Source organism: Tahibacter amnicola, assembly GCF_025398735.1.
Taxonomy (GTDB): Bacteria; Pseudomonadota; Gammaproteobacteria; order Xanthomonadales; family Rhodanobacteraceae; genus Tahibacter; species Tahibacter amnicola.
In genome coordinates this window covers 6,063,847-6,089,753 of record NZ_CP104694.1, presented here as the reverse complement: position 1 = coordinate 6,089,753, position 25,907 = coordinate 6,063,847, and the positions used below count along the sequence as shown (strand labels likewise).

23 protein-coding genes are annotated in these 25,907 nt (G+C 64.4%); 20 read left to right on the top strand and 3 right to left on the bottom strand.

The window, feature by feature from the left end:
• The first annotated feature begins 4 nt into the window (after positions 1-4).
• The 20 genes from gspE to N4264_RS24050 all read left to right on the top strand — a co-directional run bounded on the left by gspE (position 5) and on the right by N4264_RS24050 (position 21,333).
• The gene (gspE, locus tag N4264_RS24145) at positions 5-1,744 is read left to right on the top strand and encodes a type II secretion system ATPase GspE (RefSeq protein WP_261694761.1); all 1,740 of its coding nucleotides are present in this window, start codon (positions 5-7) and stop codon (positions 1,742-1,744) included.
• 103 nt (positions 1,745-1,847) lie between these two features.
• A complete protein-coding gene (locus tag N4264_RS24140) occupies positions 1,848-3,065 on the top strand; it encodes a type II secretion system F family protein (protein WP_261694760.1) in 1,218 nt (405 codons plus the stop codon).
• Positions 3,066-3,077: 12 nt separating this feature from the next.
• Positions 3,078-3,509: a type II secretion system major pseudopilin GspG gene (gspG, locus tag N4264_RS24135; protein ID WP_261694759.1), complete on the top strand. Its 432-nt coding sequence runs from the start codon at positions 3,078-3,080 to the stop codon at positions 3,507-3,509.
• Positions 3,510-3,542: 33 nt separating this feature from the next.
• On the top strand, positions 3,543-4,043 hold the full coding sequence (locus N4264_RS24130; protein ID WP_261694758.1) for a GspH/FimT family pseudopilin: 501 nt from the start codon (positions 3,543-3,545) through the stop codon (positions 4,041-4,043).
• Positions 4,040-4,588 (top strand): type IV pilus modification PilV family protein, encoded by a 549-nt coding sequence (locus N4264_RS24125; protein ID WP_261694757.1) that lies wholly within the window; start codon positions 4,040-4,042, stop codon positions 4,586-4,588. The genes N4264_RS24130 and N4264_RS24125 overlap by 4 nt, the downstream gene beginning before the upstream one ends.
• Positions 4,585-5,295 carry a type II secretion system protein GspJ gene (locus N4264_RS24120; RefSeq protein WP_261694756.1) on the top strand — a complete coding sequence of 237 codons (711 nt, stop codon included), beginning with the start codon at positions 4,585-4,587 and terminating at the stop codon, positions 5,293-5,295. The genes N4264_RS24125 and N4264_RS24120 overlap by 4 nt, the downstream gene beginning before the upstream one ends.
• Positions 5,292-6,188, top strand: a complete 897-nt coding sequence (locus tag N4264_RS24115; RefSeq protein ID WP_261694755.1) for a type II secretion system minor pseudopilin — start codon at positions 5,292-5,294, stop codon at positions 6,186-6,188. Before N4264_RS24120 ends, N4264_RS24115 begins: the two co-directional genes overlap by 4 nt.
• On the top strand, positions 6,188-7,441 hold the full coding sequence (locus tag N4264_RS24110; RefSeq protein WP_261694754.1) for a PilN domain-containing protein: 1,254 nt from the start codon (positions 6,188-6,190) through the stop codon (positions 7,439-7,441). Before N4264_RS24115 ends, N4264_RS24110 begins: the two co-directional genes overlap by 1 nt.
• Positions 7,422-8,036, top strand: a complete 615-nt coding sequence (gene gspM / locus N4264_RS24105) for a type II secretion system protein GspM (RefSeq protein ID WP_261694753.1) — start codon at positions 7,422-7,424, stop codon at positions 8,034-8,036. The genes N4264_RS24110 and gspM overlap by 20 nt, the downstream gene beginning before the upstream one ends.
• On the top strand, positions 8,033-8,767 hold the full coding sequence (locus N4264_RS24100) for a type II secretion system protein, XpsN-like (RefSeq protein ID WP_261694752.1): 735 nt from the start codon (positions 8,033-8,035) through the stop codon (positions 8,765-8,767). Before gspM ends, N4264_RS24100 begins: the two co-directional genes overlap by 4 nt.
• A gap of 5 nt (positions 8,768-8,772) precedes the next feature.
• The gene (gspD, locus tag N4264_RS24095) at positions 8,773-11,043 is read left to right on the top strand and encodes a type II secretion system secretin GspD (RefSeq protein WP_261694751.1); all 2,271 of its coding nucleotides are present in this window, start codon (positions 8,773-8,775) and stop codon (positions 11,041-11,043) included.
• A gap of 98 nt (positions 11,044-11,141) precedes the next feature.
• Positions 11,142-11,507, top strand: a complete 366-nt coding sequence (locus tag N4264_RS24090) for a hypothetical protein (RefSeq protein ID WP_261694750.1) — start codon at positions 11,142-11,144, stop codon at positions 11,505-11,507.
• A 167-nt stretch (positions 11,508-11,674) separates the two neighbouring features.
• Positions 11,675-13,222 carry a hypothetical protein gene (locus N4264_RS24085; RefSeq protein ID WP_261694749.1) on the top strand — a complete coding sequence of 516 codons (1,548 nt, stop codon included), beginning with the start codon at positions 11,675-11,677 and terminating at the stop codon, positions 13,220-13,222.
• A gap of 123 nt (positions 13,223-13,345) precedes the next feature.
• Positions 13,346-14,503, top strand: coding sequence for a hypothetical protein (locus N4264_RS24080; protein WP_261694748.1), 1,158 nt, complete (start codon positions 13,346-13,348; stop codon positions 14,501-14,503).
• A 61-nt stretch (positions 14,504-14,564) separates the two neighbouring features.
• Entirely contained in the window at positions 14,565-15,488 is a 924-nt protein-coding gene (locus tag N4264_RS24075; protein WP_261694747.1) for a peptidylprolyl isomerase, read from the top strand.
• Positions 15,489-15,536: 48 nt separating this feature from the next.
• On the top strand, positions 15,537-16,307 hold the full coding sequence (locus N4264_RS24070; protein WP_261694746.1) for an ABC transporter permease: 771 nt from the start codon (positions 15,537-15,539) through the stop codon (positions 16,305-16,307).
• Positions 16,304-17,521 carry an ABC transporter ATP-binding protein gene (locus N4264_RS24065; RefSeq protein ID WP_261694745.1) on the top strand — a complete coding sequence of 406 codons (1,218 nt, stop codon included), beginning with the start codon at positions 16,304-16,306 and terminating at the stop codon, positions 17,519-17,521. The genes N4264_RS24070 and N4264_RS24065 overlap by 4 nt, the downstream gene beginning before the upstream one ends.
• On the top strand, positions 17,518-18,552 hold the full coding sequence (locus N4264_RS24060; RefSeq protein ID WP_261694744.1) for a class I SAM-dependent methyltransferase: 1,035 nt from the start codon (positions 17,518-17,520) through the stop codon (positions 18,550-18,552). The genes N4264_RS24065 and N4264_RS24060 overlap by 4 nt, the downstream gene beginning before the upstream one ends.
• Entirely contained in the window at positions 18,549-20,423 is a 1,875-nt protein-coding gene (locus N4264_RS24055; RefSeq protein ID WP_261694743.1) for a hypothetical protein, read from the top strand. The genes N4264_RS24060 and N4264_RS24055 overlap by 4 nt, the downstream gene beginning before the upstream one ends.
• A 19-nt stretch (positions 20,424-20,442) precedes the next feature.
• Entirely contained in the window at positions 20,443-21,333 is an 891-nt protein-coding gene (locus N4264_RS24050; protein ID WP_261694742.1) for a glycosyltransferase, read from the top strand.
• Between the two features lie 708 nt (positions 21,334-22,041).
• On the opposite strand, the gene N4264_RS24045 is transcribed toward N4264_RS24050, so the two are convergent.
• The 3 genes from N4264_RS24045 to N4264_RS24035 all read right to left on the bottom strand — a co-directional run bounded on the left by N4264_RS24045 (position 22,042) and on the right by N4264_RS24035 (position 25,610).
• Positions 22,042-22,962 carry a hypothetical protein gene (locus N4264_RS24045; protein ID WP_261694741.1) on the bottom strand — a complete coding sequence of 307 codons (921 nt, stop codon included), beginning with the start codon at positions 22,960-22,962 and terminating at the stop codon, positions 22,042-22,044.
• Positions 22,963-23,548: 586 nt separating this feature from the next.
• Positions 23,549-23,902: a hypothetical protein gene (locus N4264_RS24040; protein ID WP_261694740.1), complete on the bottom strand. Its 354-nt coding sequence runs from the start codon at positions 23,900-23,902 to the stop codon at positions 23,549-23,551.
• 730 nt (positions 23,903-24,632) lie between these two features.
• Positions 24,633-25,610, bottom strand: a complete 978-nt coding sequence (locus N4264_RS24035) for a transposase (protein WP_261694739.1) — start codon at positions 25,608-25,610, stop codon at positions 24,633-24,635.
• Positions 25,611-25,907 lie beyond the last annotated feature (297 nt).

Below are 25,907 nucleotides of genomic sequence, written 5' to 3'. Positions count from 1 at the left end.
AGTCATGTCCGCCCTTGAAACGCCGGCCGTCGCGGCCAGCCCTGCCGCCGCCGAAGACAGCCTGGACGAGCGCATCTGTACCTTCCTGGTGCGCAAAGGGCGTCTGAAGGACGCCGATCTCGCCCGCGCCCGGCGCGTTCACGAGGAATCGGACAGCGACAGCCTGGTCAACCTGCTGACCCGGCTGGGCCTGGTGTCCGAGCGGGACATGGCCGAGTCGATGGCCGAGTTGCTGAAGCTGCCGCTGCTGACCGCCAAGGATTTCCCCGAAGCGCCGCCGCCGAGCGTGCAGCTGTCAGTGCGCTTCCTCAAGCAGTACCACGTGGTGCCGGTCAGCGAGACCGAAACCGAGGTGAGCCTGCTGGTCGCGGACCCGGCCGATACCTTCGCCACCCAGGCCGTCGAGCTGGCGACAGGCCGGCGCACCAGCATCCAGGTCGGCCTGCGCTCGGAAATCGACGACCTGATCGAGCGCTACTACGGCCAGGGTCGTTCGGCCATGGGTACCATCGTCGAAACCCTGAGCGATGACAGCGCGCGCGGCGAAGACGACATCGAGCACCTGCGTGACCTCGCCTCCGAGGCGCCGGTCATCCGTCTGGTCAACCTGATCGTCCAGCGCGCGGTCGAGCAGCGCGCCTCGGATATCCATATCGAGCCCTTTGAAAGCCGCCTGAAGGTGCGCTATCGCATCGATGGCGTGCTGCACGAGGTGGAATCGCCGCCGGCCGCATCCACCGCCGCCGTGATCTCGCGCGTGAAGATCATGGCCAAGCTCAACATCGCCGAGCGCCGCCTGCCCCAGGACGGCCGCATCATGCTGCGCGTGCAGGGCAAGGAGCTGGACCTTCGCGTTTCGACCGTGCCCACGTCCTGGGGCGAATCGGTCGTCATGCGTATCCTCGACCGCGAAAGCGTGGTGTTTGATTTCCACACACTCGGCTTTACCGACGAGTTCCTGCCGCAGTTCATGAAGGTGCTGGAGCTGCCGCACGGCATCATGCTGGTGACCGGTCCGACCGGCTCGGGCAAGACGACGACGCTCTACACCGCGCTGGCCAAGCTCAATACGCCGGACGTCAAGATCATCACCGTCGAAGACCCGGTCGAATACCAGATCGAAGGTATCAACCAGATCCAGGCCAAGCCGCAGATCGGCCTGGACTTCAGTCACGCGCTGCGCTCGATCGTCCGCCAGGACCCGGACATCATCATGATCGGCGAAATGCGCGACCTGGAAACCTGCCGCATCGCGATCCAGTCGGCGCTGACGGGCCACCTGGTGCTGTCCACCCTGCACACGAACAATGCCGCCGGCGGCATCACGCGCCTGCTCGACATGGGCGTGGAAGATTACCTCCTCACCTCGACGGTCAACGGCATCCTCGCGCAGCGTCTGGTGCGGCGCCTGGATCTGGCGCATGCCGAGCCGCATGATGCGCTGCCGGAGGTGGTTCGCGAGTTCAACCTGGACAAGTTCACAACGGATCGTCCGATAAAACTATACAAGCCCGTGCCGAGCCCGGCCAACCCGAGCGGCTACTACGGGCGGACGACGATCATGGAATTCATGGTCATGTCCGATCCGTTGCGCCGCCTGGTCATGCAGCACGCCGGCATGGGCGAGCTGGAACAGCAGGCGCGCGCCGAGGGTATGCGCACGATGTACGAAGACGGCCTGGTCAAGTCGCTGATGGGCGTGACCACGATCGAAGAGGTGCTGCGCGTTACGCAGGAAGGATAGCGCGCCGCTCCCGCAATCCCGTGTCCCTGCCGTGCGGAAGGCGGCTGCGTGGCGCGAAGACGTGAACCATTCCACTCCGACCCGGACTCCCTTAGCTCAGCCAATGGCCCTATTTCGCTACAAAGCAGTGACTCCCGCCGGCGAGACGCTCGAAGGCCAGATGGAGGCCGCCTCCACCGACGAAGTCATCGCCAAGCTGCAGGACGCGGGCAACATCCCGCTCGATGCGCGGGCGGCCGACGCCGGTGAGTCGGGCAGCCTGCTCGCTGCGCTGACCCGCAAGTCGAGCTTCTCCGCCGCGCAGATCGTGCAGTTCACCCAGCAGATGGCCACCCTGCTCGGCGCCGGGCAGCCGCTGGATCGCGCCCTGCAGATCGTGCTCGAGCTGCCCGAGGGTGAGAAAGCCAAGCGCATGCTCGAGCGCATCCGCGACACCGTGCGCGGTGGTGCCCCCCTGTCGGATGCGCTGGAAGCCGAACACGGCGTGTTTTCGCGCCTGTACGTGAACATGGTGCGTGCCGGTGAAGCCGGCGGCTCCATGGACGAAACCCTGCGCCGCCTCGCCGACTACCTCGAACGCACGCGCGCGCTGCGCGGTAACGTCATCAACGCCATGATCTATCCGGCCTTCCTGGTCGGCATGGTGCTGATGTCGCTGATGATCCTTCTCATCTACGTCGTGCCGCAGTTCGTGCCGATGTTCAACGACATGGGCATCGAACTGCCACTGATCACCCGCGTTGTGTTCGGCGTCGGTGCGATTTTCCAGAACTTCTGGTGGCTGATCATCGTCGGCGGCGTGTTCGGCTTCCTGTGGCTGCGCAAGCAGTACGCGCAACCCGATACGCGGCTGTCGCTGGATACGCGACTGCTCTCGGTAAAGATCATCGGCGACGTCATCCTCAAACTGGAAACCGCGCGATTGACGCGCACGCTCGGAACTTTGCTCAAGAACGGCGTTCCCTTGCTGGGTGCGATGACGATCGCGCGCAATGTGATGGGCAACGCGGCGCTGTCGGAAGCCGTTGCCGCGGCAACGGAAGAGGTCAAGCGCGGCAATGGCCTGGGCTATTCGCTCAGCCACAGCAAGCGCTTTCCGAAGCTGGCGCTGCAGATGGTGTCGGTGGGCGAGGAATCGGGCGAGCTTGACACGATGCTGCTCAAGACCGCCGACACCTTCGACGTCGAAGTCAAGAACACGCTGGACCGGTTGCTCGCCGCGCTGGTGCCGGTGGTCACGATCGTAATGACAGTCATGGTGGCCATGATCATGCTGGCAATCATCTTGCCGATCATGAGCCTCGCAGGTTCCGTCCAGTAATTGGAGAATGTTATGAAATATACTTCGCAACGCCATACGCTGCCCCGCGCGGCAGCCGGCTTCAGCTTGCTGGAAATGCTTGCCGTGATCGTGCTGATCGGCATCGTGGCGGGCCTTGTGGTCAACAACGTGCTGGGCAATGTCGAGCGCGGCAAGTGGGCGGCCGGCAAGGCCCAGGTGGCCAAGATCGCCATGAACGTCGAGTCCTATGCCATGGACAACGGCAGCCCGCCAGCCAAGCTCGAAGACCTGGTGACCCGCCCCGGCAATGCGTCCGGCTGGAAAGGGCCGTATGGCAAGGAATCGGACCTGAAGGATCCGTTCGGCAAGGCGTTCGGCTACAAGTCGCCCGGCGAGCACGGTGATTTCGACGTGGTGTTCTACGGCAAGGACGGCAAGCAGGGCGGCGAAGGCACGAGCGCCGACCACGGCAACTGGCAGTAAGCGCAGCGCATCCGCTCGCGCCAGGAATGCCACGTGCCTCTGACTCCCGTCCATCGCCCCGCGACCGTGGCGCTGCCGCGTCACCCGCGCGCGCAGGCGGGCTTCAGCCTGCTCGAACTTATCGCCGTGATGGTGCTGATCGCCATCGCGGTGACCGTGGCTTCGCTGTCGGTCACGCGCAGCCTCGGCAGCGCCAAGATCCACGCCGTCAGTCGTGACCTGGTGGCGGCGCTGCGTCACACGCGCGGCCAGGCCATCGTCAAGGGCGAGCAGAAAACCCTCGACGTCGACCTGGAAGCCATGAGCTACACCGCCCCCGGCAAGGAGGCGGTGAAGTTTCCGGACAAGGTCGAGATCAAACTGCACACGGCGCAGAACGAGCTGATCGCCGCGCGCGCGGGACGCATCCGCTTCTATCCCGACGGCAGTTCGACGGGCGGGCACATTTCGGTCATTTCCGGCGAACGCGAATGGCGCGTCAACGTCGGCTGGCTGACGGGCGAGGTCAGCATGGAAGAGTTGCGTTCCCGATGAAACCGACGCCTTCCCGGCATGTCCGCCTTCACCTGCCGCTCGCCCAGCGGGGCTTCAGCCTGATCGAGCTGGTGGCGGCCTTTGTCGTTTTCGCGCTGGGATTCGGCGTGCTGATGCAGATCCTGTCCGGATCGATCCGTAATACCTACCAGGCCGCCGATTACACCCAGGCGGCACTGATGGCCCAGTCGAAGCTCGATGTCATCGGTATTGGCGAAAAGCTGCAACCGGGACACGAAAGCGGCCGATTCGACGACCAGTTCCGCTGGGAGCTGGACATCACCCGTTACGAAGCGCCGGATTCACCGCCGGATCTGCAGTCCGTCACCGCCATTGAGCTCTACCGGATCGACCTGGAAGTGCTGTGGGGTTCGATGCGCCATCCGCGCAGCGCGCACTTCGTCACGCTGCGCTCGGCGCAGGCCGACATGAGCGGTAACCCGGGCGGCGGCGTCGGTGGCGCGGTGACGCCGGCAGGCACCGGATCGACCTCGCGCGGCGCAACGCAGGCGGGCAACCGTTCGACCAAGGATCCCACCCGATGAGCCGTCCCGGCCGATCACAGGGATTCAGCCTGCTGGAAGTGCTGCTGGCGCTGACCCTGCTCGCCATCCTGATGGCGGGCGCGATGAGCGGCATCCGTGCCGCCACCAAGGCCATGCATTCGGGCGAAGCTGTCATCGACCGCAACAACCGGCTGCGCGTCGCCCAGGAATTCATCCGGCGCGAGCTCAGTCGCGCCCTGCCGCTGGCGTTCGGCCAGGAGAACGGGACCGGCACCAATTTCGTCTTCCAGGGCGAGAAGGATTTCATCCGCTTCGTCGCGCCAATGCCCGGCCATCTCAGCCGTGGCGGCCCCTATGTCCAGAGCCTGGAGCTGGCGCGCGGCCGGAAGGGCCTGCAGCTGCTGTTTACGCACCAGATGCTCAACGGCTTCGACCTGGAAAAACTCTCCACCAAGGACGTCGAGCCGGTGCTCCTGCTCGACGGCATCCGTCGTGGCTCTATCCAGTTCCGCAAGTTCGATGACCAGGGCGAGCTGGAAGACTGGACTGACGAATGGGAAAACCCGTCCATGCTGCCCGTGATGGTACGCATCGACCTGGAGATGACTCCGGAATCCGGTCTGGTGTGGCCGACGATGGATATTCCGCTGCTGCTCGATACCAGTGGCGGCATCCGCCTGTTCCAGCAGCGCAATGGCCAGGGCCAGCCGGTTGCGGCGCCGGAGCCGGGCGAGGCAACCCGATGATCCGGCATCCGCGCCAAACCGGCGTTGCCTTCATCATCGTGCTGTGGGTGATCGCGCTGATTGCGATCATCCTGGGCAGTTTCGCGGTGATCGCGCGCACCGAGGGGCTGCAGGCGCGTCATCTCTTCGACGCCACGACGGCGCGCTACGCCGCCGAAGCAGGCATCCACCGGGCGGCCTTCGAGCTGCGCAATCCGGACATCATGACGCGCTGGGTGGCCGACGGCCGCCCCTACGAGTTCGACTTCGACGGCACCAAGGTCGAGGTCAAGATCACCGACGACAGCGGCAAGATCGATATCAATGTTGCCGATAACATCCTTCTGAAGGCCTTGTTCGTCTCGGCCGGCATCGAGGACGCGAGGGCCGAGGAACTGGCGGATGCGATCGTCGACTGGCGCGATCCGGACGAGCTGGCGAGCCCCAAGGGTGCGGAAGATTCCGAGTACAAATCCGCCGATCTGAAGTACCTGCCGCGGAACGCGCCGTTTGAAACGGTGTCTGAAATTCAGCAAGTCCTGGGGATGGATTACGACATCTATCACCAGATCGAGAACTCCATAACGCTGTACTCCGGCCGCAGCCAGCCCAGCCCGGGGTACGCCCCGATCGAGGTCCTGCGGGCCCTGCCGGGAATGACCGAGGAATACGCCCAGATGATCGTGACCCAGCGGCAGGCCGCCCAGCCGGGCAGCCCACCCACCGGCTTGATGCTTCCCGACGGAACGCCTGTCGTGGCGGAGGGTGGGGGGCTGACGTATAGTATTGAGTCCCGCGCCACTCTTCCGAACGGCGCCAGTGCCCGCCTGGACGCGACCATCCGGCTGGGCGGAACCGGGATCGGTGGAAAGCCCTTCGTGGTTCTACGCTGGCGCGACGGCGAAAATTCGTAATGGCCATTCTTGACGTGCTCGAACCTCAGCTCGTCCGCTTGCGGGCGCGCTATGCGAAAACACCGCTGCCGCGCTTTTTTGCGTGGTGGGCGGGCGAACTCGTCTCGCTGTTGCCGGCAAAGTGGCGCGCCGCGCTGGCCGAAGGGCGCGAGGCGCTGTTGCTGCACACCGATGGCGACCAGCTGATCGTCCGCCGCGAGACGGCGACCGGCGTCGCTGACCTCGGAACCATTTCCCTGCAGTCCGAACCGGAAACGCAGCGCGCCGAATTCGCCCGGCTGCGCCAGACGATCGACGAACCTCAGCTGCGCCAGTTTTACTGCGTCTCCCCCAAGCGGGTGCTGCGCCGGTCGATGAGCCTGCCGGCCGCGACCGAGGGCAATCTGCGCCAGGTGCTCAGCTTTGAAATGGACCGCCAGACGCCGTTCAAGGCCGACCAGGTCTATTTCGACTTCCGCGAACTCGGGCGTGATGCCGCCGGGCGGCAACTCCACGTCGACCTCCTGGTCATGCCGCGCTCCCAGTTCGACCAGGATCTCGCGCCGGTGACCCAGCTGGGCATCGCCCTGGACGGCGTGGATTGCTGGCAGGACGCCGACGACGGCCGGCGCCTCGGGGTAAACCTGTTGCCGAATGAGCGCCGCGCGCGTCGTCGTAATACCCGCCTGCTGCTCAACCTGGGCCTGGCCAGCGTTGCGGTGATCATGGCCTTGGCGGTGATGGCGCGTACGGTCAGCAACCGCGAAGACGCGGTCAATGCGATGACCGAAGAGGTGGCCAAGGCCCAGAACGATGCCAAGCAGGTCGCCGCCCTGAGGAAGACGCTGGAGGAAACCATCGATTCGGCCAACTTCCTGGCCCAGAAGAAGGCTTCCGTCGTCCCTACCATCGAGCTGCTGGACGATCTCACCAAGCGCCTCCCGGACAACACCTACCTGGAGCGCCTGAATATCACCGAAGACGGACGCGTCGAGCTGCAGGGCCTGGGCGAAAACGTCGAAAGCCTGATCGCCGAGCTGCAGAAATCGAACGTGCTGGCAGAGCCCGCGTTCCAGGGCGTGATCCAGCCCGACCCGCGCCTGAAGAAGGACCGCTTCAACCTGGTGGCCCAGCTCAAGCGCAAAGAGGCGCCCAAGGACGCCGTCTCCAAGCCGGATGCGGAAAAGCCGGCCGGCGGCGACACCGGTGGCAAGGATACGAAGGCGCCGGACGAGGCCAAACAGGAGGGCATGAATGCGTCTGCTGCCGGATAAGAACAACGGCCGCCTGCTCGCCGTCGTCCTCACCTTGATCGTCGCCCTGCTGGTCTACCTGCTGGGCGTGCACTGGTGGTTCGTGTCGCCGCACCTGGCCCTGCGCGGCCAGATGGCCGACCTGCGCGAGCAACAGCAGCGGTTCCGCGAAACCAGCGCCCAGCGTGCGGAAATCGAAAAACGGCTCGGCGAAGTGCGCGAGTTCGAGCAGAGCAGCCAGGCCTTCCTCAACCAGACCGACGCCAACGCGGCGGCGGCCGACCTCATCCAGCGCCTGAAACAGGCCGTCAATGACCGGGGCGGCGACCAGAACCGTTGCCAGGTGCTGACTAACCAGACCCTGACCGGCGGCAAGCCCGAGCTCTATGAGCGGGTGACGATCCAGGTGCGCATGCGCTGCGACCTCGAGCCGTTCTCGGCCATCGTCTACCAGCTGGAATCGGGCAAACCCTACCTCTTCGTCGACCAGCTGATGGTCTACAAGCAGAACTACGGCTATGTGCCGCCGGGCCAGAAGCAACCGCAGCAGAGCGCCCTGGATATCCGCTTCAACCTGTCGGGATATCTGCGCAAGCGAGGGGCTGACAAGGCATGAACGCGCGTACCGCACAAATGATGACGATGGTCCTGGCGGGCAGTTGCGGCGTGCTCTCCCTGGCTGGCGTGCTGGCCTGGATGGGGGCCGGACGTGGCTACAGCTGGGCGCCGGAAGGCGAGGTCGCCCCCCTGACGGGTGTGGGCCGGATCAACGCCGAGACCTTCACCCTGCCGCCGGAGCTGCAGTTTGACCAGGTCAAGCAGCGGCCGATCTTCAACGAAGACCGCAAGCCGACGCCGCTCGTCGAGGACGAGGTCAAGCCGCCGGTCGAGATCAACCCGCTCAACATCACCCTCACCGGTGTGATTCTCACTCCCGACGTGCAACTGGCCATGGTGCGCGACAACGCCAAGAACGAAGCGCTGTCGCTCAAGATCGGCATGCCTTTGCCGGGCGAGCAGCAGGGCTGGACGCTGGCCGAGATCCGTCCGCGCGCCGCCGTGTTCAAGAGTGCCGACAACAAGACCTCCGAAGTGGAACTTGAGGTCGCTCCCGGACTCACAGTACCACCCAGCGCCAAGGCGCCCTCGCCGGCCAGTGCCAGCGCGCCGCCGCCGCCGGGCGCCCCGCCCGCGGGGACCGCCGCCACCAATACGACCACTGTACCCAGTCAGCCGCCCGACCGGGCCGCTGAGCTGCAACGCCGCATCGAAGAGCGCCGTCGCGAAATGCGCGAGCAGGCCGAGAAGCTGCGTGAGCAGCAAGAAATGGACAAGAACACGGAGTGACGCCAGTGCGCCTACGCCTTACCACCCTTTGCCTTGCCGCGGCGCTGGTTGCGCTGTCCGGCTGTGCGACGACGCCTGCGCCACGCGACACGCGAGTCGAACAAGAACTGCTGGAACAGCCCCAGGTCAAGACCGAGGTCGACAAACTGGCCGAATCCCGCGCTGCGGGCGACCAGGGGCCGATCTCCCTCAGCTCCCGCTCGGACCAGGCCAAGGCACCGCCGCCGGAAATCGAGAAGGGCACCGGCCAGTTCATCAATGACGAGGCCGCCAAGGCGGCGATTCGCAGCGCCCCGGCCGAAGATGGCCAGCTCACCTTCAATTTCGAGAACCAGCCGATCCAGGCGGTGGCCAAGGCCATCCTGGGCGACCTGCTCCAGCTCAACTACGTGATTGCGCCGGGCGTCCAGGGCAACGTGAGTTTTTCGACGTCCAAGCCGATCAAGGCCGACCAGGCGATGTCGATCCTGGAAATGCTGCTGTCCTGGACGAACAACTCCCTGGTCTTCAGCGAAGGCCGCTACACCGTGCTGCCGACCAAGGACGCCCTGCCGGGCAAGCTGACGCCGCGCATCGCCGCGCCGTCTGCCGCCAAGGGTTACGAAGTGCGGGTATTCCCCCTGCGTTTCGTGTCGCCGAAGGAGATGGAGAAGCTCCTCAAGCCGTACGCCAAGAGCGACGCCTTCGTCTCGGTCGACACCTCGCGCAGCATGCTGGTGCTGGCCGGCACGGCGACCGAACTGGAAAACTACCAGCGCACCATCGACATCTTCGACGTGGACTGGCTCAAGGGCATGTCCATCGGCGTGTATACGATTGTCAATGTTGAAGTGGCGAAAATCATGCCGGAGCTGGACAAGCTCTTTGGCGCCACCGGTGAATCGCCGATGGCCGGCATGTTCCGTTTCGTGCCGATCGAGCGCACCAACTCGGTTATCGTGATCACGCCCAATCCGGATTACCTGGCGCAGGCCGAGGAATGGCTGCGTCGCCTGGATCAGGGTGGCAGTGAAAGCGGCACGCAGCTGTACGTCTATGACGTGAAGAACGTGAAATCCGTCGATCTTGCCGATCGCCTCAATGAGGTGTTCACCGGCCAGAGCAGTGGCGGTTCCTCGCGCAAGACCAGCCGCAGCGGCTCGGTGGCGCCGGGTCTGCAGGCGGTCGAAGTGCGCGGCATGAACGACAACAGCCGCCGTGCCGAGCAGGCGCGCGAGAAGCAGGCCGCCAGCGCCAACGCGCCGGCCCAGGCTGCGGCCTCGTTCACCATCGGCGATGATGAATCCGAAGTCCGCATCACGGCTGTCGAGGAAAACAACCAGATCCTGGTGATGGCGAACCAGAGCCAGTGGGGCATCATCCAGAGCGCGATCAAGCGACTGGATGTCGAACCGCTGCAGGTGCAGATCGAAACCAAGATCCTCGAAGTGAAGCTGGTCGGGAACCTGCAGTACGGCGTGCGCTGGTACCTGGAAGGCCTGATCGGCACCAGCGGCACCGGCGAAAGCCGCTATACGCACTCGCAGCCGGGCAACCAGCAACGAGGCCTGTTCGGCGCCAATGCCATCCCGACGGCAGGCAGCTCGAACGTCTTCTACTCATTCATTAATAATGAGATCGAAGTCGCCATCAACGCGCTGCAGTCCGATTCGAACACCAAGACCCTGTCGGCGCCTTCGCTGGTTGTCCTCAACAACAAGGAAGCCCGGATCAACGTCGGCGATCAGATTCCGGTGGTGCAGAACTACCTCAATTCCGGCTTCGGCTCGACGCTCAACTCCAGCGGGAACTCCGTCAGCACCACCAGCTATGGCGCCGTCCAGTTCCGCGACGTCGGCGTGATCCTCACCGTGACGCCGCGCGTCAATCCGGGTGGCCTGGTCTATATGGAAGTCAGCCAGGAAGTCAGCGCCAAGGGCGAGCAGGACACCACCGGTAACTACACCGTGGCCAAGCGTGAGATCGAGACGGAAATCGCCGTGCAGAGCGGCCAGACCGTGCTCCTGGGCGGCCTGATCGGTGAAAGCGAGATCGCCGGCAAGAACGGTGTGCCGGGCCTGAGCAAGATCCCCCTGATCGGCAATCTTTTCGGCACCACGAACAAGCGCCGCGACCGTACCGAGCTGATCATCATGATCACGCCCCGGGTCGTCAGCAGTGCCTCGGAAGCGCGCGATATCACTGACGAATACCAGCGTCGCCTGCAGTCCCTGGCGCCGATCAAGAATGCCGGCGGCGACACGCTCGAAAGCGCGTTCGGCGGCAAAAAGAAATAAAAGGAGAAATCCATGCGTCGTACTGTCTTTGCCGTCCTCGCGGCCGCTTCCGTGGTGTCACTGGGGGGTGCGTTGCCAGTGGCCCGAAAAAGCCGGCCATGCCCAAATCGCTGGAAGAGCGCGTGGTCAAGCGCTGGGACCTGCTGATCAGTCGCCAGGCGATTGACGCCTACGAGTACCTGACCCCCGGTTTCCGCCAGACCAAGACCCGCGAGCAGTACTCGATGGAGATGAACACCCGGCCGGTGCAGTGGAAGAAGGCGAGCGTCCTGGAGAAGAAGTGCGAGACCGAGGACGTCTGTGACGTTTCCGTGACGATGGAATTCACCATTCCCGTGCACGGCGCCGGCAATACGCCGGGCTTTTCCGTGATGCACGAGAAGTGGATGAAAATTGACGGCGAGTGGCTCCACCTGCCTGAAAAATTGGGCTCCACTGCCATAGATAATTCACGTAAACAGTGATAAGCATTGGTGTTCGCGGCGTTTGGCAAGGGATTGCGTTGGTTTGGCCTTTGTCATAGCATGCGTGCGCTGTTGCCTGACTCGGTTCTTGAAAGGCGGGCCAAAACCGCTAATGAAACCGCGTTAGCCGTAAGCAAAAGCCCTGTGGTTCACTTAGGAGTGTTGTGATGAAAAGAAACAACCTGACGACCGCGGTCGTCGCCGGTATCGCCGGCCTTGCCGGTATTGCCAGCGTCGCGAACGCCGTCGAACTGAATGCGGACGGTCTGGGCCAGGTCCTCATCTACCCGTACTACACCGTCAACGCCGGCAACACCACGCTGATCTCCGTGGTCAACACCACCGCCGTGCCGAAGGCCGTCAAGGTCCGTTTCCTTGAAGGCTACAACAGCGCTGAAGTCCTCGACTTCAACCTGTTCCTCTCGCAGTACGACGTGTGGACGGCCTCGATCTTCACGCTGGGCGACGCCGAAGGCGGCAACCTGCTGACCGACGACGAGTCCTGCACGATCCCGCAGATCAAGGGTGGCACCTCCAGCTCCCTCGGCACCCTGCCGGACGGCCGCAAGTACGCCCGTTTCAAGGCTTCGGCCTACCTGCCGGACCCGGGTCCGGACGCCATCACGCGTACGCGTGAAGGTCACGCCGAACTGATCGAAATGGCGACGCTCGCTCCGGGCGCCATCGCCACCGCGATCACCCACGAAGACGGCGTTCCGCCGGGCTGCGGCGCGGGCCTGTCGTCGCTGGTCAACGCCAACCTCGACGAACTGCGCTCCCCGACGGGTGGCCTGTTCGGTTCGGGCTCGATCGTCAATCCGGCGATCGGTACGATTGCTGGCTACAACGCCGACGCGATCGACGGCTTCTACACCACGACCGACCCGCTGCAGCACATCTACTCGCAGCCGACCGACGTGACCCCGAACCTGGCCAGCGCCCGCTCGGTTGAAGCCGTTGCCGGTGTTGCCCGTTCGTACAACTTCGTGTCGACCGCTGCCGGTACCGGCCAGCTGATCGTCTCGGACTTCGTTGCCCCGATCGACGCCGTTTCCTCGATCTTCACGGCTTCGGCGATCCACAACGAATACGTGCTCGAAGCCGCTGCTGGCGCCGAGTCGGAATGGGTCATCACCTTCCCGACCAAGCGTTTCTACGTGAACACCGGTGCGCCGACCGCTGCGGCCATCCGTCCGTTCGTCGAGAACTTCCGCGCTCCGGGCCGTTCGTGCGTCGCCATCGGCGTGTCGTACTTCAACCGCGAAGAGCAGACTGTCCAGTCCGTCGACGAATTCTCGCCGCCGGATGAAGTCCCGGGCACCAACCTGTGCTTCGAATCGCAGGTCCTGAGCTTCCAGCGCTCGGCCGATTTCACCGCCAACGGCAACAAGTCGAAGATCCTCGGCTCATCGCTGACCGCCAACATCGACCCGCGTTCCTCGGGCTTCGAGTCGGGCTGGCTGAACATCGACCTGGATCCGGAAACGGGCTCCACGATCGAACGTCACATGCTGCGTGAGTCGAACCCGATCGCGCCGGCCGTCGAAGGCAACACCTTCCTCGGTCTGCCGGTCACCGGCTTCCTGGCTGTGAACTACATCAACGCCAACAACGGCGCCACCGGCATTCTGTCCAACTATGCCGCTCTGTACCGTCACCGTGCGACGCGCACCTGCGTCCTCAACGACGGCAACACGCCGGGCGCTTGCTCCTAATCTCCGATCTGGAGTAGGGAAATCGAAGAGGGGGCGAAAGCCCCCCTCTTTTTTAACTAACTCCTAGCAACTTCAATGGTTTCTGGGGGTAAAATCGGCCCGCCTTCCCTATGTCGGGTCTTTATGTTTATGCTACCCCGCTATCTTGCAGTTGCGGCGCTCCTTCTTGCCCCCGTCGGGGTCCTGACCGCCGCCGAAACCAAGGTTGATCTCGTCTACGCTAACGGCAGCAAGGTCTGCACGTTCACGAGTAACGTCGATCCCGCGGTCAGCCTTTCTACCGACGGCTCCAACGCCGGTCGCATCCGGGTTGTCAGCAACGAAGCTAATCCCTTTTCGGGTGCGGGTTGTCCCACTGCAGCGCCCGACACCATTTCCGTCAGCGCAGTCTCTGCCCCGGGTACCGCCCAGGTAGGCACGGCGTTCAACGTGAGCTTCACGCCGTCCGGCAACCCGGACTACTGCACGACAGAGGGCTCCACCCTGCCGGGCTCGGTGACCAACTGGTGGCCGGTCAGCCAGTCCACGCAGCTGTGCTCGGGCGCGACCTGCACCACCACGGTGACCCGCTCGGTGACTGCCTCGGTTGCCGGCTCGCACGTCTTTGGCGTCAGGTGCTACAAGGCGACCGCCTCCAACAGCCCGGTGTCGTCGGCAACGGCGACGACCACCGTTTCCACCACGCCGACGGAAAACTGCCCGGCGCCCGCCGGAACCCGCGTCGGTACCGCGACGATCTGGCATTTTGGCGCGACCAACCAGTCGCACGCCAACGCCGACACGCGCGTCTGGGATCAGGTTTTCGGCTGGAACGCCAACAACAACACACCGAATGCGTTCCCGCAGCTGACCAACGGCGTCCAGATCAACGTGCCGCTGAGTGCAAATCAGTACTACGCGATCGAATTCACGGTGCCGCAGACGGTGACCAACACCTTCCGCTATTCGTTCATGACGTACGACACGAGCTGGCAGCCGGCCGTCGGATCGGGCGCGACGCCGATCGCCGTCGCCATCTCGAAATGTCCGGGTGCGTTCAATAACAACGTCGTTGCAGGTACCGTCGGGGCCAATTGCGCCTTGAACATGTCGCCGCAGGGTGATGTGCTCGGTATCGCAGTGAATTCGGCATACACCTCGCGCTGCATTCTGACGAGGGGCGAGCGCTACTACGTCAATATCGTCTTTGCCGACACGTCGACTCCGGGTACGTCGAATTGCACCGGCCAGTGCAAGTTCAGCATGAGGACGTCGCAGGATAGTGCGAAGGCCGAGGAATAATTTCTCATTCCTGTTGTCTAGAGGGGGCGCATTGCCGCCCCCTCTTTTTTGTGGAGCTCCGATGAAACGCTTTCTGCTGCTGGGAATGTTCCCCGTCATGGTTCTGGCTGCCGGTGGGCCTCACGACGTCGTTGTGAAACAAGGCTCTGCCACGCTGACGCACGCCGATGTAGACACTGTCATTCGCCGACTCCCGGAAGCGGAACGGGCCAAAACAATGGGCGATCCGAAGACGCTGGAGCGCACGTTGAACAATATGCTTCTGGCGCGCCAGCTGGCGGACGAAGCACGCGCGAACGGCCTGGACAAAGATCCGGCCTTCATTGCCGAAATGCGCTGGCTCACCGAAGAAAAACTGGCGGCTGCGCGATCGGAACAGATCTCGCGGGAGATCGAGCAATCAGTACCTGATATGCAGGCCCTGGCCAAGGAAAAATACATGGCCGACAAGGCCGCCTTTGCCACCAAGGAAGTGCGAGACGTCCGCCATATCCTGATCGGCACCAAGGACGGCCGCAGCGACGCCGAAGCCGAGGCGCTGGCCAGGAAAATCCACGCGGAAGCCGTTGCGGCGCCGGACAAATTCATCGACCTGGTCAAGGCGAATTCCGACGATCCCAGCAAGACGCAGAACGACGGCGCGATGCCGGACGCCACGTCGCCTCAGTTCGACCCCACCTTTGCCGGCGCTGTTCGCAAGCTGGCCAAGGTGGGTGACATCTCCGAGCCGGTAAAAACGCCGTGGGGATACCACATCATCAAGCTGGAGCGACTGAGCCCCGCGCGCCAGCGCAGCTTCGATGAGGTGAAGGACGGTCTGGTCACCGATTTGCGCGAAACCTATCTGAAAGAGCGCAAGCGCGAGTACATGGACAAGCTGCGCAACAACAAGATCGAAGCGGAGCCGGAAACGATCGGCGCGTTGCGCTCGCGCTACGACGGAAAGATGCCGGACGCACCGGCTGAATCCGCCAGGCAGCCCTGATTCCGTCTCCAGGGCTGCGCGCTCGTGCGGCCCTGAATCGGCACCACCATGCAGGCATTGGCCCTCGCGCTGCACCTCGCACGCCGCGACCTGAAGAACCGTTATCTGGGCAGCTTCAGCGGCGGCGCGTGGGCGTTGGTCCAGCCGCTGGTGCAGCTCGCGGTGTATGCCTTTGTATTTGGATACCTTTTCAAGGCGCGCGTGCCCGGTGCTGATGCGCCGGGCTACGTACCGTTTCTGGTCGTGGCGATGTGGCCGTGGGTGGCGTTTTCCGAAGCCGTCACGCGCGCGACGACGGCCATCCAGGACAACGCCAGCCTGATCGGCAAAGTGTCCCTGCCGCGCCCGGCGCTGGTCCTGGCGCCCGTACTGGCCAGTTTCGCGCTGCACGGCGCCGGCTTCGTGGCCCTGCTACTGGTGCTCGCGGCGGCGGGCACGGGCGTGCACCTGAGTGGCCTGCTGCTTGCCCTTCCTGCACTGTTGCTTCTGTTTGCGCTGGCGCTGGGCATTTCGCTGCTGCTGTCGGCGATGCAGGTGTTCGTGCGGGATATCGCGCCCGCGCTGCCGCAGATCCTGATGCTGTGGATGTTCATCTCGCCAGTGTTCTATGCCCGCGACATCCTGCCGGAGGAATACCGCAGCTGGATGGACTTCAATCCCTATTCGGTATTTGTGGAATATTTCCGATTTGCTCTGCTGGGCATGCCGCCGCCCGGCGCGCGGGGCGTGGTGGTCGGCGTGGCTGCCGTCCTGCTCGCCGTGGTGACCGGATACGCCGCGTTTCGCCGCCTGGAGCGTCATTTCGAGGATTTCCTGTGAGCGCCGATCTCCTCGTCGAAGCGCGTGGGCTGGGCAAGGACTATCCGCACGTCTTCCGTCGCGCTGATCGCTTCCGCGCGCTGCTGCGCCTTCTTGCCGGCCGGACGCCAGCGGCCGTGACGCCGGTCCTGCGGGACGTCAACCTGCGCGTCGTCCGGGGGCAGTCGCTGGGATTGATTGGCGAGAACGGCGCTGGCAAATCCACCCTGTTGAAGCTCCTCACCGGCGTGTTGACGCCCAGCCACGGCGACGTGACGGTCAACGGGCGTGTCGGTGCCTTGCTGGAGCTGGGCGCCGGCTTCCACCCCGAGTATTCCGGCCGCGACAACATCGCGATGTCGGCCGCGCTGCAGGGTTTTGACCGCGAGGAACTTGCGGCGAAGCTGCCGGAAATCGTCGCCTTCGCCGATATCGGCCGCTACATCGACGAACCGGTGAAGCACTATTCGTCCGGCATGGTGGTGCGCCTGGGCTTCGCCATCATCGCGGCGACCCGGCCGGACCTCCTGATCACCGACGAGGTGCTGGCGGTCGGCGACGAGTCGTTCCAGAAGAAGTGCATCCGCTGGATCGAGGACTACCTCGACGGCGGCGGGACGCTGATCCTGGTGTCGCACAGCATGTACCACATCCAGAAACTTTGCCGGCAGGCGCTCTGGCTGCACCAGGGGCAGGTGCGCGCTTCCGGCGAAGTATTCGACGTGACGCAGGCCTACCTCGCGCACCACGAGCGCAAAACCGCCGAAACGGTTCCGGAACGGGATGTCGAAGCGGTGCGTCGGCTCGAGTTTCATGTCCGCCAGGTGCGCATGAACGGTCACGAGGGCGAACAGCCGCAGGTCGTGGAGCAGGGGGGCAGTCTCTGCGTGGAGGCGACCATCGCTTCCCGCGATGGCCGCGTACCCGTGGTCCACGTCGGCATCGTCCGTGCGGACGGAACGCCGGTCTACGGCATCAGCTCCGACATGGATGGCGTGCAGCCCGCCCCGGCCGGCGAGGGGGACTACCGCATTCGTCTGCACCTCACCGACCTCGCCCTGCTGCCCGGCAGCTATTCAGTGCGGGTCCACCCCATGGATACCGAGGGCATGCGTCTGTTCGATACCGTCGAGCGTGCCGTCACCATCAAAGGGCGCAGCCGGGAGGCGGGACTGGTGCGGCTGGCTCATGTCTGGGAACATGCCGCCCCCTTGCCGGCAACACCCGCAGAATGAAACCGTCCCAGGCCCTGGAGTTCACCGGAGAGCGCTTCACGCCCGAATGCGTGCGCGAGATCTGGTATGAACACTGGCATCGCTATGCCTTCGTCCGCCCGCTGGCGGTGGGCAAGCGCGTTCTCGATGCTGCCTGCGGCGAGGGTTACGGCAGCGCCCTGATGGCCGAGGTGGCTGCCTCGGTGCAGGGGCTGGATATCGCCGAACAGGCCGTCGCGCATGCCCGCGCGCGCTACGGCGACCGGCCCAACCTGCAGTTCGGCCAGGCCGACGCCACCCGGCTCGAGCTGCCGCCCGGCAGCATGGACCTGGCCGTATCGTTCGAGACGCTCGAACACGTCGAGCGCCAGGACGAACTGCTCCAGGGGCTTGCGCGGGCCCTGACCGACACCGGCCTGCTGGTGATTTCCTCGCCGGACAAGGCCACCTACAGCGACGCCGCCGGGTTCCAGAACGAATTCCACGTGCGCGAGCTGTATCGCGACGAATTCCTCGCCCTGCTGGCCCGGCATTTCGGCCATGTGCGCCTCTACGGGCAACGCCTGCTGTTCCAGTCGGCGATATGGCCGATGGAGCCTTCTGACATCGGCCACAGCCGGATCTGGACCGCGGAGGCCGACGGCCGGGTCGTCGCCGGCCCGCAGTACCCGCCGGTCTACTACATCGCCGTGTGCTCCCGTTCGCCCCTTCCGGCGGGCCTTCCGGGCGATTCCTGGTTCGGCGACCGCGACGAGTCGGTCTATCAGCATTACAATCACGAGATTCGCAAGAACATGGCGGCCGGCGGGCGCATCGCCGAACTCGAAGCCGAGGTCGACCGCCTACGCACCGCATTGGATGCGCTTGAGAAAGCGGCAGCGCCCCCATTGGTGAGGGCCGGCAGATGCCGTGGTGGCGGCGTTGGACGTCGCAGCGATAGGGTTTGCCGGCGCGGCCACGGATTGCCAGGCCACACGCGCCGGGATGAACCACCCAGACAATCAGTTTTCGCATGCGGCGCCCTGGTGTCGCGCATCGGGTCATTGCCATGAGTAGCAACGTGCAGTTCCAGTACACCTTCGACGCCACCCCGACGCCGCCGGCGGCGCCGGCATTGCGGATCGACCCGAATGCGCCGCTGTTCGCCTCCGAGGACGCCGTCGTGGCGTCGCTCTCGAACAACGAGTGCATTTTCCAGGTCAAGCGCACCGGCGAAGCCCATGTGATGACCTTCCAGGTGCTGCAGGCGCTCGACCAGTGCCGCGAATTCCGTACCCTTGACGAGCACGTCTCCCGCATCCAGAGCACGATTCCGGGGCTCGACCAGCAGCGCGACGCCGTCAAGCGCGTGGTCGCCAGCCTGGTGCAGCGCGAGCTCCTGGTTTCCGACACCGCCCTGATGGCGCGCCTGGCCGAGGCTCCCGCGGCCAATCCGGCGCCGCTGCGGGCCGTGTTCATCCGTGCCTGCGACCGCCCGGCCCAGCTGGAACGGCTCCTGCTGTCCCTGGCCGACTACGAACGGCAGTTCAAGGCCGGCCGCCACTATGTCGTCCTCGATGACTCCACCCAGGACGCCAGCCTCGATCGCCACCGCGATCTGGTCCGGGAATTCGCCCGTACGACGGGCTGCAAGCTCACCTATATCGGCCCGGCGCAGTGCAAGCGCCTGGTCGAACGCCTGATCGCTGCTGTACCTGAGCACCGCGAGACGATCGAGCGCCTGCTGCTGGTGCGTGACGCGCGGGGCCGCTTCGGCGGCGGTCGCAGCTGGAACCTCGCTTTGCTGCTGTCCGCCGGCAACCGCTTCGTGATGTTCGACGACGACCAGTGCCTGCCGACGCGTCGCCACGAACTGGCCAGGAGCGGTGTCGACCTCAACCCGGTGCAGAATCCGTTTGCGCGCTTCTATCGCAATATGGAAGAGGCACTGGGCGCCGGCGAGGAAGTCACCCAGGATCCCCTGGAAATGCACCTGGACGCCTGCGGCATCGGCATCGGCGAGCTGTTCGCGCGCGAGCCGTATCGCTTCAGCCGGGAATCCCTGCGCGGGCTCAACATGGCGCGCCTGGGCTACATGAACCCGGATACGCGCATCCTGGCGACCCAGCAGGGCACGGTCGGCAGCGCCCGTTCGGAAAGCGCCGCATGGATCTACCATCTGGACCAGGCCGGCCGCGCCGACCTGTGCAGCAGCCGCGACGCCTACCTGACCAATATCGAGGCGCAATACGTCTGGCAGGGCACGGCCCAGGCCCGACTCTCCAGCGTCGCGTGGTTCACTCCATTCGCGTTCGACAACAGCGCGCTGCTGCCCTGTACGAATCCGATCGGCCGCGGTGAAGACGCGCTCTTCTCTGCCGCCGCGCATTTCTGCCATCCGGATGCGCTGGTGCTGGAGCTGCCCATCGCGATCGGCCACGTGCAGGAGCAGGCGCGCACGCGCTCGAACCGTTCCGTCCAGGCCAGCACGCCGCGCGTGAATCACTTTGCGACGGACTACATCCAGCGCCAGTTCGGCGTGTTCCTGTCCAATGATCCGGCGCAGCGTCTGGCACTCCTCGCCGACATCTTCCGCGATCTGGGCGGCGCCAGCGAGACACGCCGCGTGGCGCACCTGCGCGAATATCTCAACTACGTCCGCTCCGAGTCGATCGAGCGCCTGCAGCAGCAGTTCGAGGCTGCTGCAAACGCCCCGGTCTTCTGGCAGGCCGATGTGCGCAGCATCATCGATGCCAATGGCCGCGCACTGACGGCCAAGGGCACGTCGCCGCGCCTGGGTGACTGGGCTGACGACGTCGACACCGCCGGTTGCGCCACGCTGCTGCGAACAGAGCTCAACCAGCTGGCCGACGCCTACAGCGCCTGGCCGGCCCTGTGGCGGTACGCGCAGGGGCAGGGCGAGCGTCTCCTGGCCGGCATCTGACGGCCGCGCGGCACAGCGAATGCGGCCCGGCCTGACCAGCGTCATCGTCGTGGCCGCCAACAGCGGCCCCGGCCTTCTGGATTGCGTACGGCGTGCGCTCGACAGCGACACGCCGGTGGAGCTGCTGATCAGCGACAACGCCTCGCGCGACGGCAGCGTCGACGCCCTGCGTCGCCAATGGGCCGGCGATGCCCGCGTGCGGATCCTCGACAATGGCGCCAATCTCGGCTTCGGCGCGGGCGCCAACCGCGCTGCTGCCCAGGCGCAGGGCGACGCCCTGGTCATTCTCAATCCCGATTGCTATGTCGATCCGCCTACGTTCGCAGCGGTGCGGCGTGTTGCTTCGGCGCACGCCAATGCGGGCATCGTCGGCGTCCGTATCGTCGATGCCCTGGGCAACGATGAACCGGCTTCGATCCGTCGCGACCCCACCCTGCGGCGCAGCCTGATGACCCTCACCGGCCTGTCGCGCCGGGAATCGGAATCTGCGCGCTACGAAGGCGTCAATGCCGTTGTCGACAGTGCCCGCGCGAACGCCACATTTGAAGTCGAGGCCATCTCCGGCGCCTTCATGTACCTGCCTCGCCGGGCATTTGACGCAGTGGGTGGTTTTGACGAAGGCTACTTCTTGCATTGTGAGGATCTGGATCTTTGCCGCCGCCTGCGTGACAGCGGGCATCGCGTGCTTTACGCGGGCGAGATCCGTCTCGAGCATGGCAAGGGCGGATCCAGTCATGGCCGGCCGGTCTTCGTCGCGTGGCACAAACATCGTGGCATGTGGCGCTGGTTCCGGCGATTCGATCCGGCGGCGCGCAACCCGCTCGTCGCCGTGCTGGTCGGCGTGGGCTTGTGGGCGCGATTTGCCGCGCAGCTGCCGCGGCTGATTCTGCGCCGTTGGGCGCGTTCCTGAGTCCGCGTCAACGCCGGCTGTCACGCCGCCTGATACCGGCACCCGACCAGCGGATTTGCCGGACACGCGTGACTCATGTTTGCAGCCATCATTTCGTCACGACGCCTGCCTGGCGCATCGATCGCGCGACAACTTGGGTGCGAATCTGGGGCCGCGAGTCCGGGACATCCATGCGAGTTCGGCATGCGAGTTCGGGACATCCACGAATCCACGCACGCGAGTTCGGGACATCCACGGCGAGTTCGGGACATCCACGAATCCACGCATACGAATCCGGGACATCCACGAGTCAGCCGCGCGAATCGGGGAGATCCACGCGTCCAGGGGCGAGTCAGTCCGGCGAGTTCGGGACATCCACGAATCCACGCATACGAATCCGGGACATCCACGAGTCAGCCGCGCGAATCGGGGAGATCCACGCGTCCAGGGGCGAGTCAGTCCGGGGCATCCACGAATCCGCGCGCGAATCTGCGCGCGCGAATCCCGGGCAACTACGATTCGGACAATTCCTACGCCAAAGCGGGAACATCGCAGACACGCGGACCACGGAAGCCCAGCGTTCGCTGGGCTTCGTGCCTTTGGCCACTGCACGCGCACCATCAACTGCGGTCTGTACCTTGTCCTTCGGCACAAAATGGCCGCGATGTGCCCGTGCGATCTATTGGCTTCTCGGGACATCGGCGGTGGTCCATGGTGCTTCTCGCACCGTCACATGCAATCGACCCTGCACCCGATAAACGTCGTACTTCCCTGGCGTGCGCAGGTAAGCACCACCTCCGTGCAACTGAGGATACCCATGGAGAAGTGCCCACCTGTGCTGCGCGCGATGCGTTCGCCGAATTCCCGTGCGTCGTTACGATCGTAGAAATTCCAGGCGTGGGGAAAGCTCATCTGCTGTGAGGGCAGTACGTTGTCCGACCGCGTGTCGATCGTCTTCTCGTAGGTCAATGCGTTGTCCGCTGTCGTATTGATGTGCACGACGCTGCATATCCCGTCCCCATCGCAGACCTCCATGGTGATCGTGGCGCCCTTCTCGAGGCTCACGCCCACCGTCGCGCCGCCTGTGCCGCCTTCGACATACGTGCTCTTGAAGCCCAGGTTGATACCGTGGAGAAGGTCGGCCAGTTCGCCGCTGAGCATGCGCGTATCCGGCGGGCTGGCCAGCATGGCGGACAGACGTCCCATGAAGCGCTGGTACTCCTGCCCGGTGGATGCATGCCAGGCGACGCGTGCCAGGTCGAAAAATCGCACGCCGCTGGAGCCCTCGGTCACGCCAAGGCTCGCGACGTCCACCCGAATCTGGCCCTGTTCCACCAGCACCGGACTACGGGTATGCAATGCGTCGTACAGGGCGAAGAGTCGCTGCACGTCTGCGTCCACCGGCATTTCCAATGCCTCGCGGATGGCTTTGTTACCGCCGCCCGTGTGATAGACGACATCGAACTTGCGGATGCTGTGACTGGCGAAGTCGTAGACGAATCGCAGGCCTTGTCCGGGCTTTGCCAACGCCATGCCCTGTTCCTGCGCGGGTGTGCAGGCGCGACATTCAAAAGCTGGTACGGCCGCGGAGGCCGGGACCGAAATTGCCGGCACCAGCGCGAAGGCGCCGAGCCATGAAGAGAATTTCATCGTCGTTCCTTGATCAATAGATGCGTTCCGCAACCGCCACAGCGGCAGCTGCGACATTCGTTCAAGAATGGCCGGCGTCGCCGGGCCAGCGGCGACCGTCGGTGACATGACGCGCCAGACAGGCGCGCATGGGCCAGGATCATCAGAGTGACTGCGCAGGTCAGGAGGAGAGGGCCGGTCGCCGCGGCCGCGGCGACGGAGCGATCGAACCGGTACGAGCCGACTATCGGGATGGCGGCGCCGTGCTCGTCAGCACGATGCCTCCGGCAACCCTTCGCGAAAGGGCTGCGCTACCCAAAGGCCGTCCGTCCGGTCGTCTATGGCAGGAAAACGTCACCGGAAACACCGTGATGCCATGCGAATCGTTGCGGACTTCCGGAGAGATCCACAACGTCACGCGCGGCAATTCGACCGTTCCGGGGCGGTCGTGCGGTGTTTCCTGTGCCACTCTCACAATCACGCCTCACAACCGGGGTGTCCTCCGGTGTGCGGCCGCATTCGCGACCATGCGCACACCGCCGGAGGTGAGTGCACGATCGGGCGCATCCGTTTGCGGGTACACCCGTCGTGCTCGCGTGTCCCGGCGCTACGCTTCCACCTGTGAGGTGTCTTCGTGGCCGAGGCGTTGCCATTGGTAGTCCGCGTGGCTTTCCAGCGTGGTCATCGCATCCGCGTAGTTGGCGAAGTGCGCCACCAGCTTGCCAACGTCGTGAACCATATCGCCATCTGGCGGCTCGTCCCGGGACGAGATGGTACGAATCACCTGGGCGAGCGTGCGCAGGCTGGCCAATGCGCTATCGCGTTCGTAGCGCGCGGCGCCGAGCAGGCGCGGGAAATCGGCGTGGTCAACAGCGAGCGGCGAGACGAGCACATCCTGGATGCTGTACTCGGGCGCTTCTGGCAAATGAGATCGCTCGGTGTTGCGGGAGGAGGTCTTCATGCGACTGGCCTCCGGTTCAGTGCGGGCAACTGCCTGCCGCGCCCCAGGGGCGCGCGCAGGCGGCGGGTACGACTCGACGGCAAACGTTCGCCGGTGGCGAACGGGCGTTCCATGCGGAGAGACATTGCGTGTCCTCGACGAGTGGGAGTAACCCGTCACCGGACCCGAAACGGTGACGGACGGCGCATGGTTGGTCTACCGGCCACTCGGTCCGGCCAGCCTCGCGGCTGCCAAGCGCCGCCCGCCATAAAAATGGGGGCAATAGGGCGCCCAGCCGACAACTGGGCGAAAAAATAGCGCCGTCATCGTCGGATGGGCGCTTTGTGCGCCGAGTGATCCAGGAGACCAATCCTGGGCTGCCGATTTGGCGGCAGCGGGGTGATTCTTGCGAACGCGATGCGACGGCGTCAATCCGTATGGTGACAGATATTCCGGGCGGTGCGGTATGGGGCCGCGGAGGCGGTGCTCCGTCAGCTGCGGCCATCCGCGGCACGTTCCAGGCGGCGCGTTCCATTCCAGGCCATCCATCATTCGGAAATTTCCGAGAATCGGATCGACCGTTTGAGATACGTGCCAGACGCACTGATATGACGTGTAGATCGGCCGCATGCAGCGCGTTTTTCAGGCCATCAATGTTTCGGAATTTTCCGGGATTCGGAGCGGCCTGAGATATCTCGCCAGAGGCACCGATATGACGCGTAGCTCGTGGCCACAAGCCGTAGCAACCGATCTATGCTGCGACGGTTGACCGAACGCGCGATCGACAAAGGCGTTTCAAGCCTCCGCCCTTAAGCCAACGCTGACCGAGATCCCGTGCCTTGTTGATCAGCGCTTCCACGGAGCCGACGGCTCTCCAGTAGCGTGATTCGATCGTGAACACCTCGGCGTGCCAGGACTCGGGTGTCATTCCGAGGGATCGAAGCACAGTCGGCGGGTCACCAAAGTGGGGGGCACGGCAGTCCATTCGTCGCCGGGCGCCTGTCCACTCCACGAGTTTCACGTAGTCGGTTACTGACATGGACAACGCGTGAGTGGGGTGGCCCGCTATGGGCTCAAGAAGTGCCCTGCTTCCGACGTGCTGCAGGCGCCGGCAGATCGAGGTGTGCCTCGACGAAGGAAGATCCGACGCGATACCAGCACGGATCGGGTTGAGATCGACATACGTCATGCAGGCAAGCAGCGCCGTTTCGTCGAGCAAGGCCTGGCAGCGATACCGACCTTCCCAGAATCGCCCGGTACACGCATCTTCGCGGTTGGCGCGTCGCGCGATCGGTTCATTCAAGCAGCGCATGAACCAGGGCAACGAGGCGAGCCGTTCACGATAGATCGCCACCTTCGCTGGATCGGCGGCAATATGGCTGGCCTTGATCGCTGACGCCGCGAGATCGATCTCGCTACCGGATCGTACCGGACACAGCCGCAACCAGCGTTCCGCAACTTCATCTGCCGACCAGCTTGCCGCCACGCCTGGATTGACGTGGGCAACGACATGGACATGGTTGCTCATCACGGCATAGGCGTAGACGCCTACCGCGAAGATGTTCGCCAGCTGGTACAGCCGGTCCTCGATCCATTGCTTGCGATGGTCAAAGGATTGTCCGGTGTAGGTGTCCTGGCCGCAGAGGAATGCGCGCCGAACGCAGCGGGAAATGCAGTGGAAGTATCCGGCTTCACCGGGTGGAACCATCTGGTGGCGTGGGGCGCTCATCAGGGCACTATTTCACGGTATCGGCGGCAACAGAATCAGTGGATTCCTCGCGCTGGCGTCGGAATTTTCTGATCCTGCAGCGTCTGAAGTGCCCCGAGGCCCAGGTGATCTGTCCGCCAATCGTTCCGCAAACGCTGTCTGGTTCGTGGACGAGCCAGCGCAGCGACAACAATGCCACCGATGGCGGACGCGACGATCACCGGGAGACAACGTTGCTTCACTTCGTTGCGACATGTGGCTTCGTATACGTGGCGGGTGGCGTGGCGCGTGCTGCGCCATAGTGATCACAAAAACCAC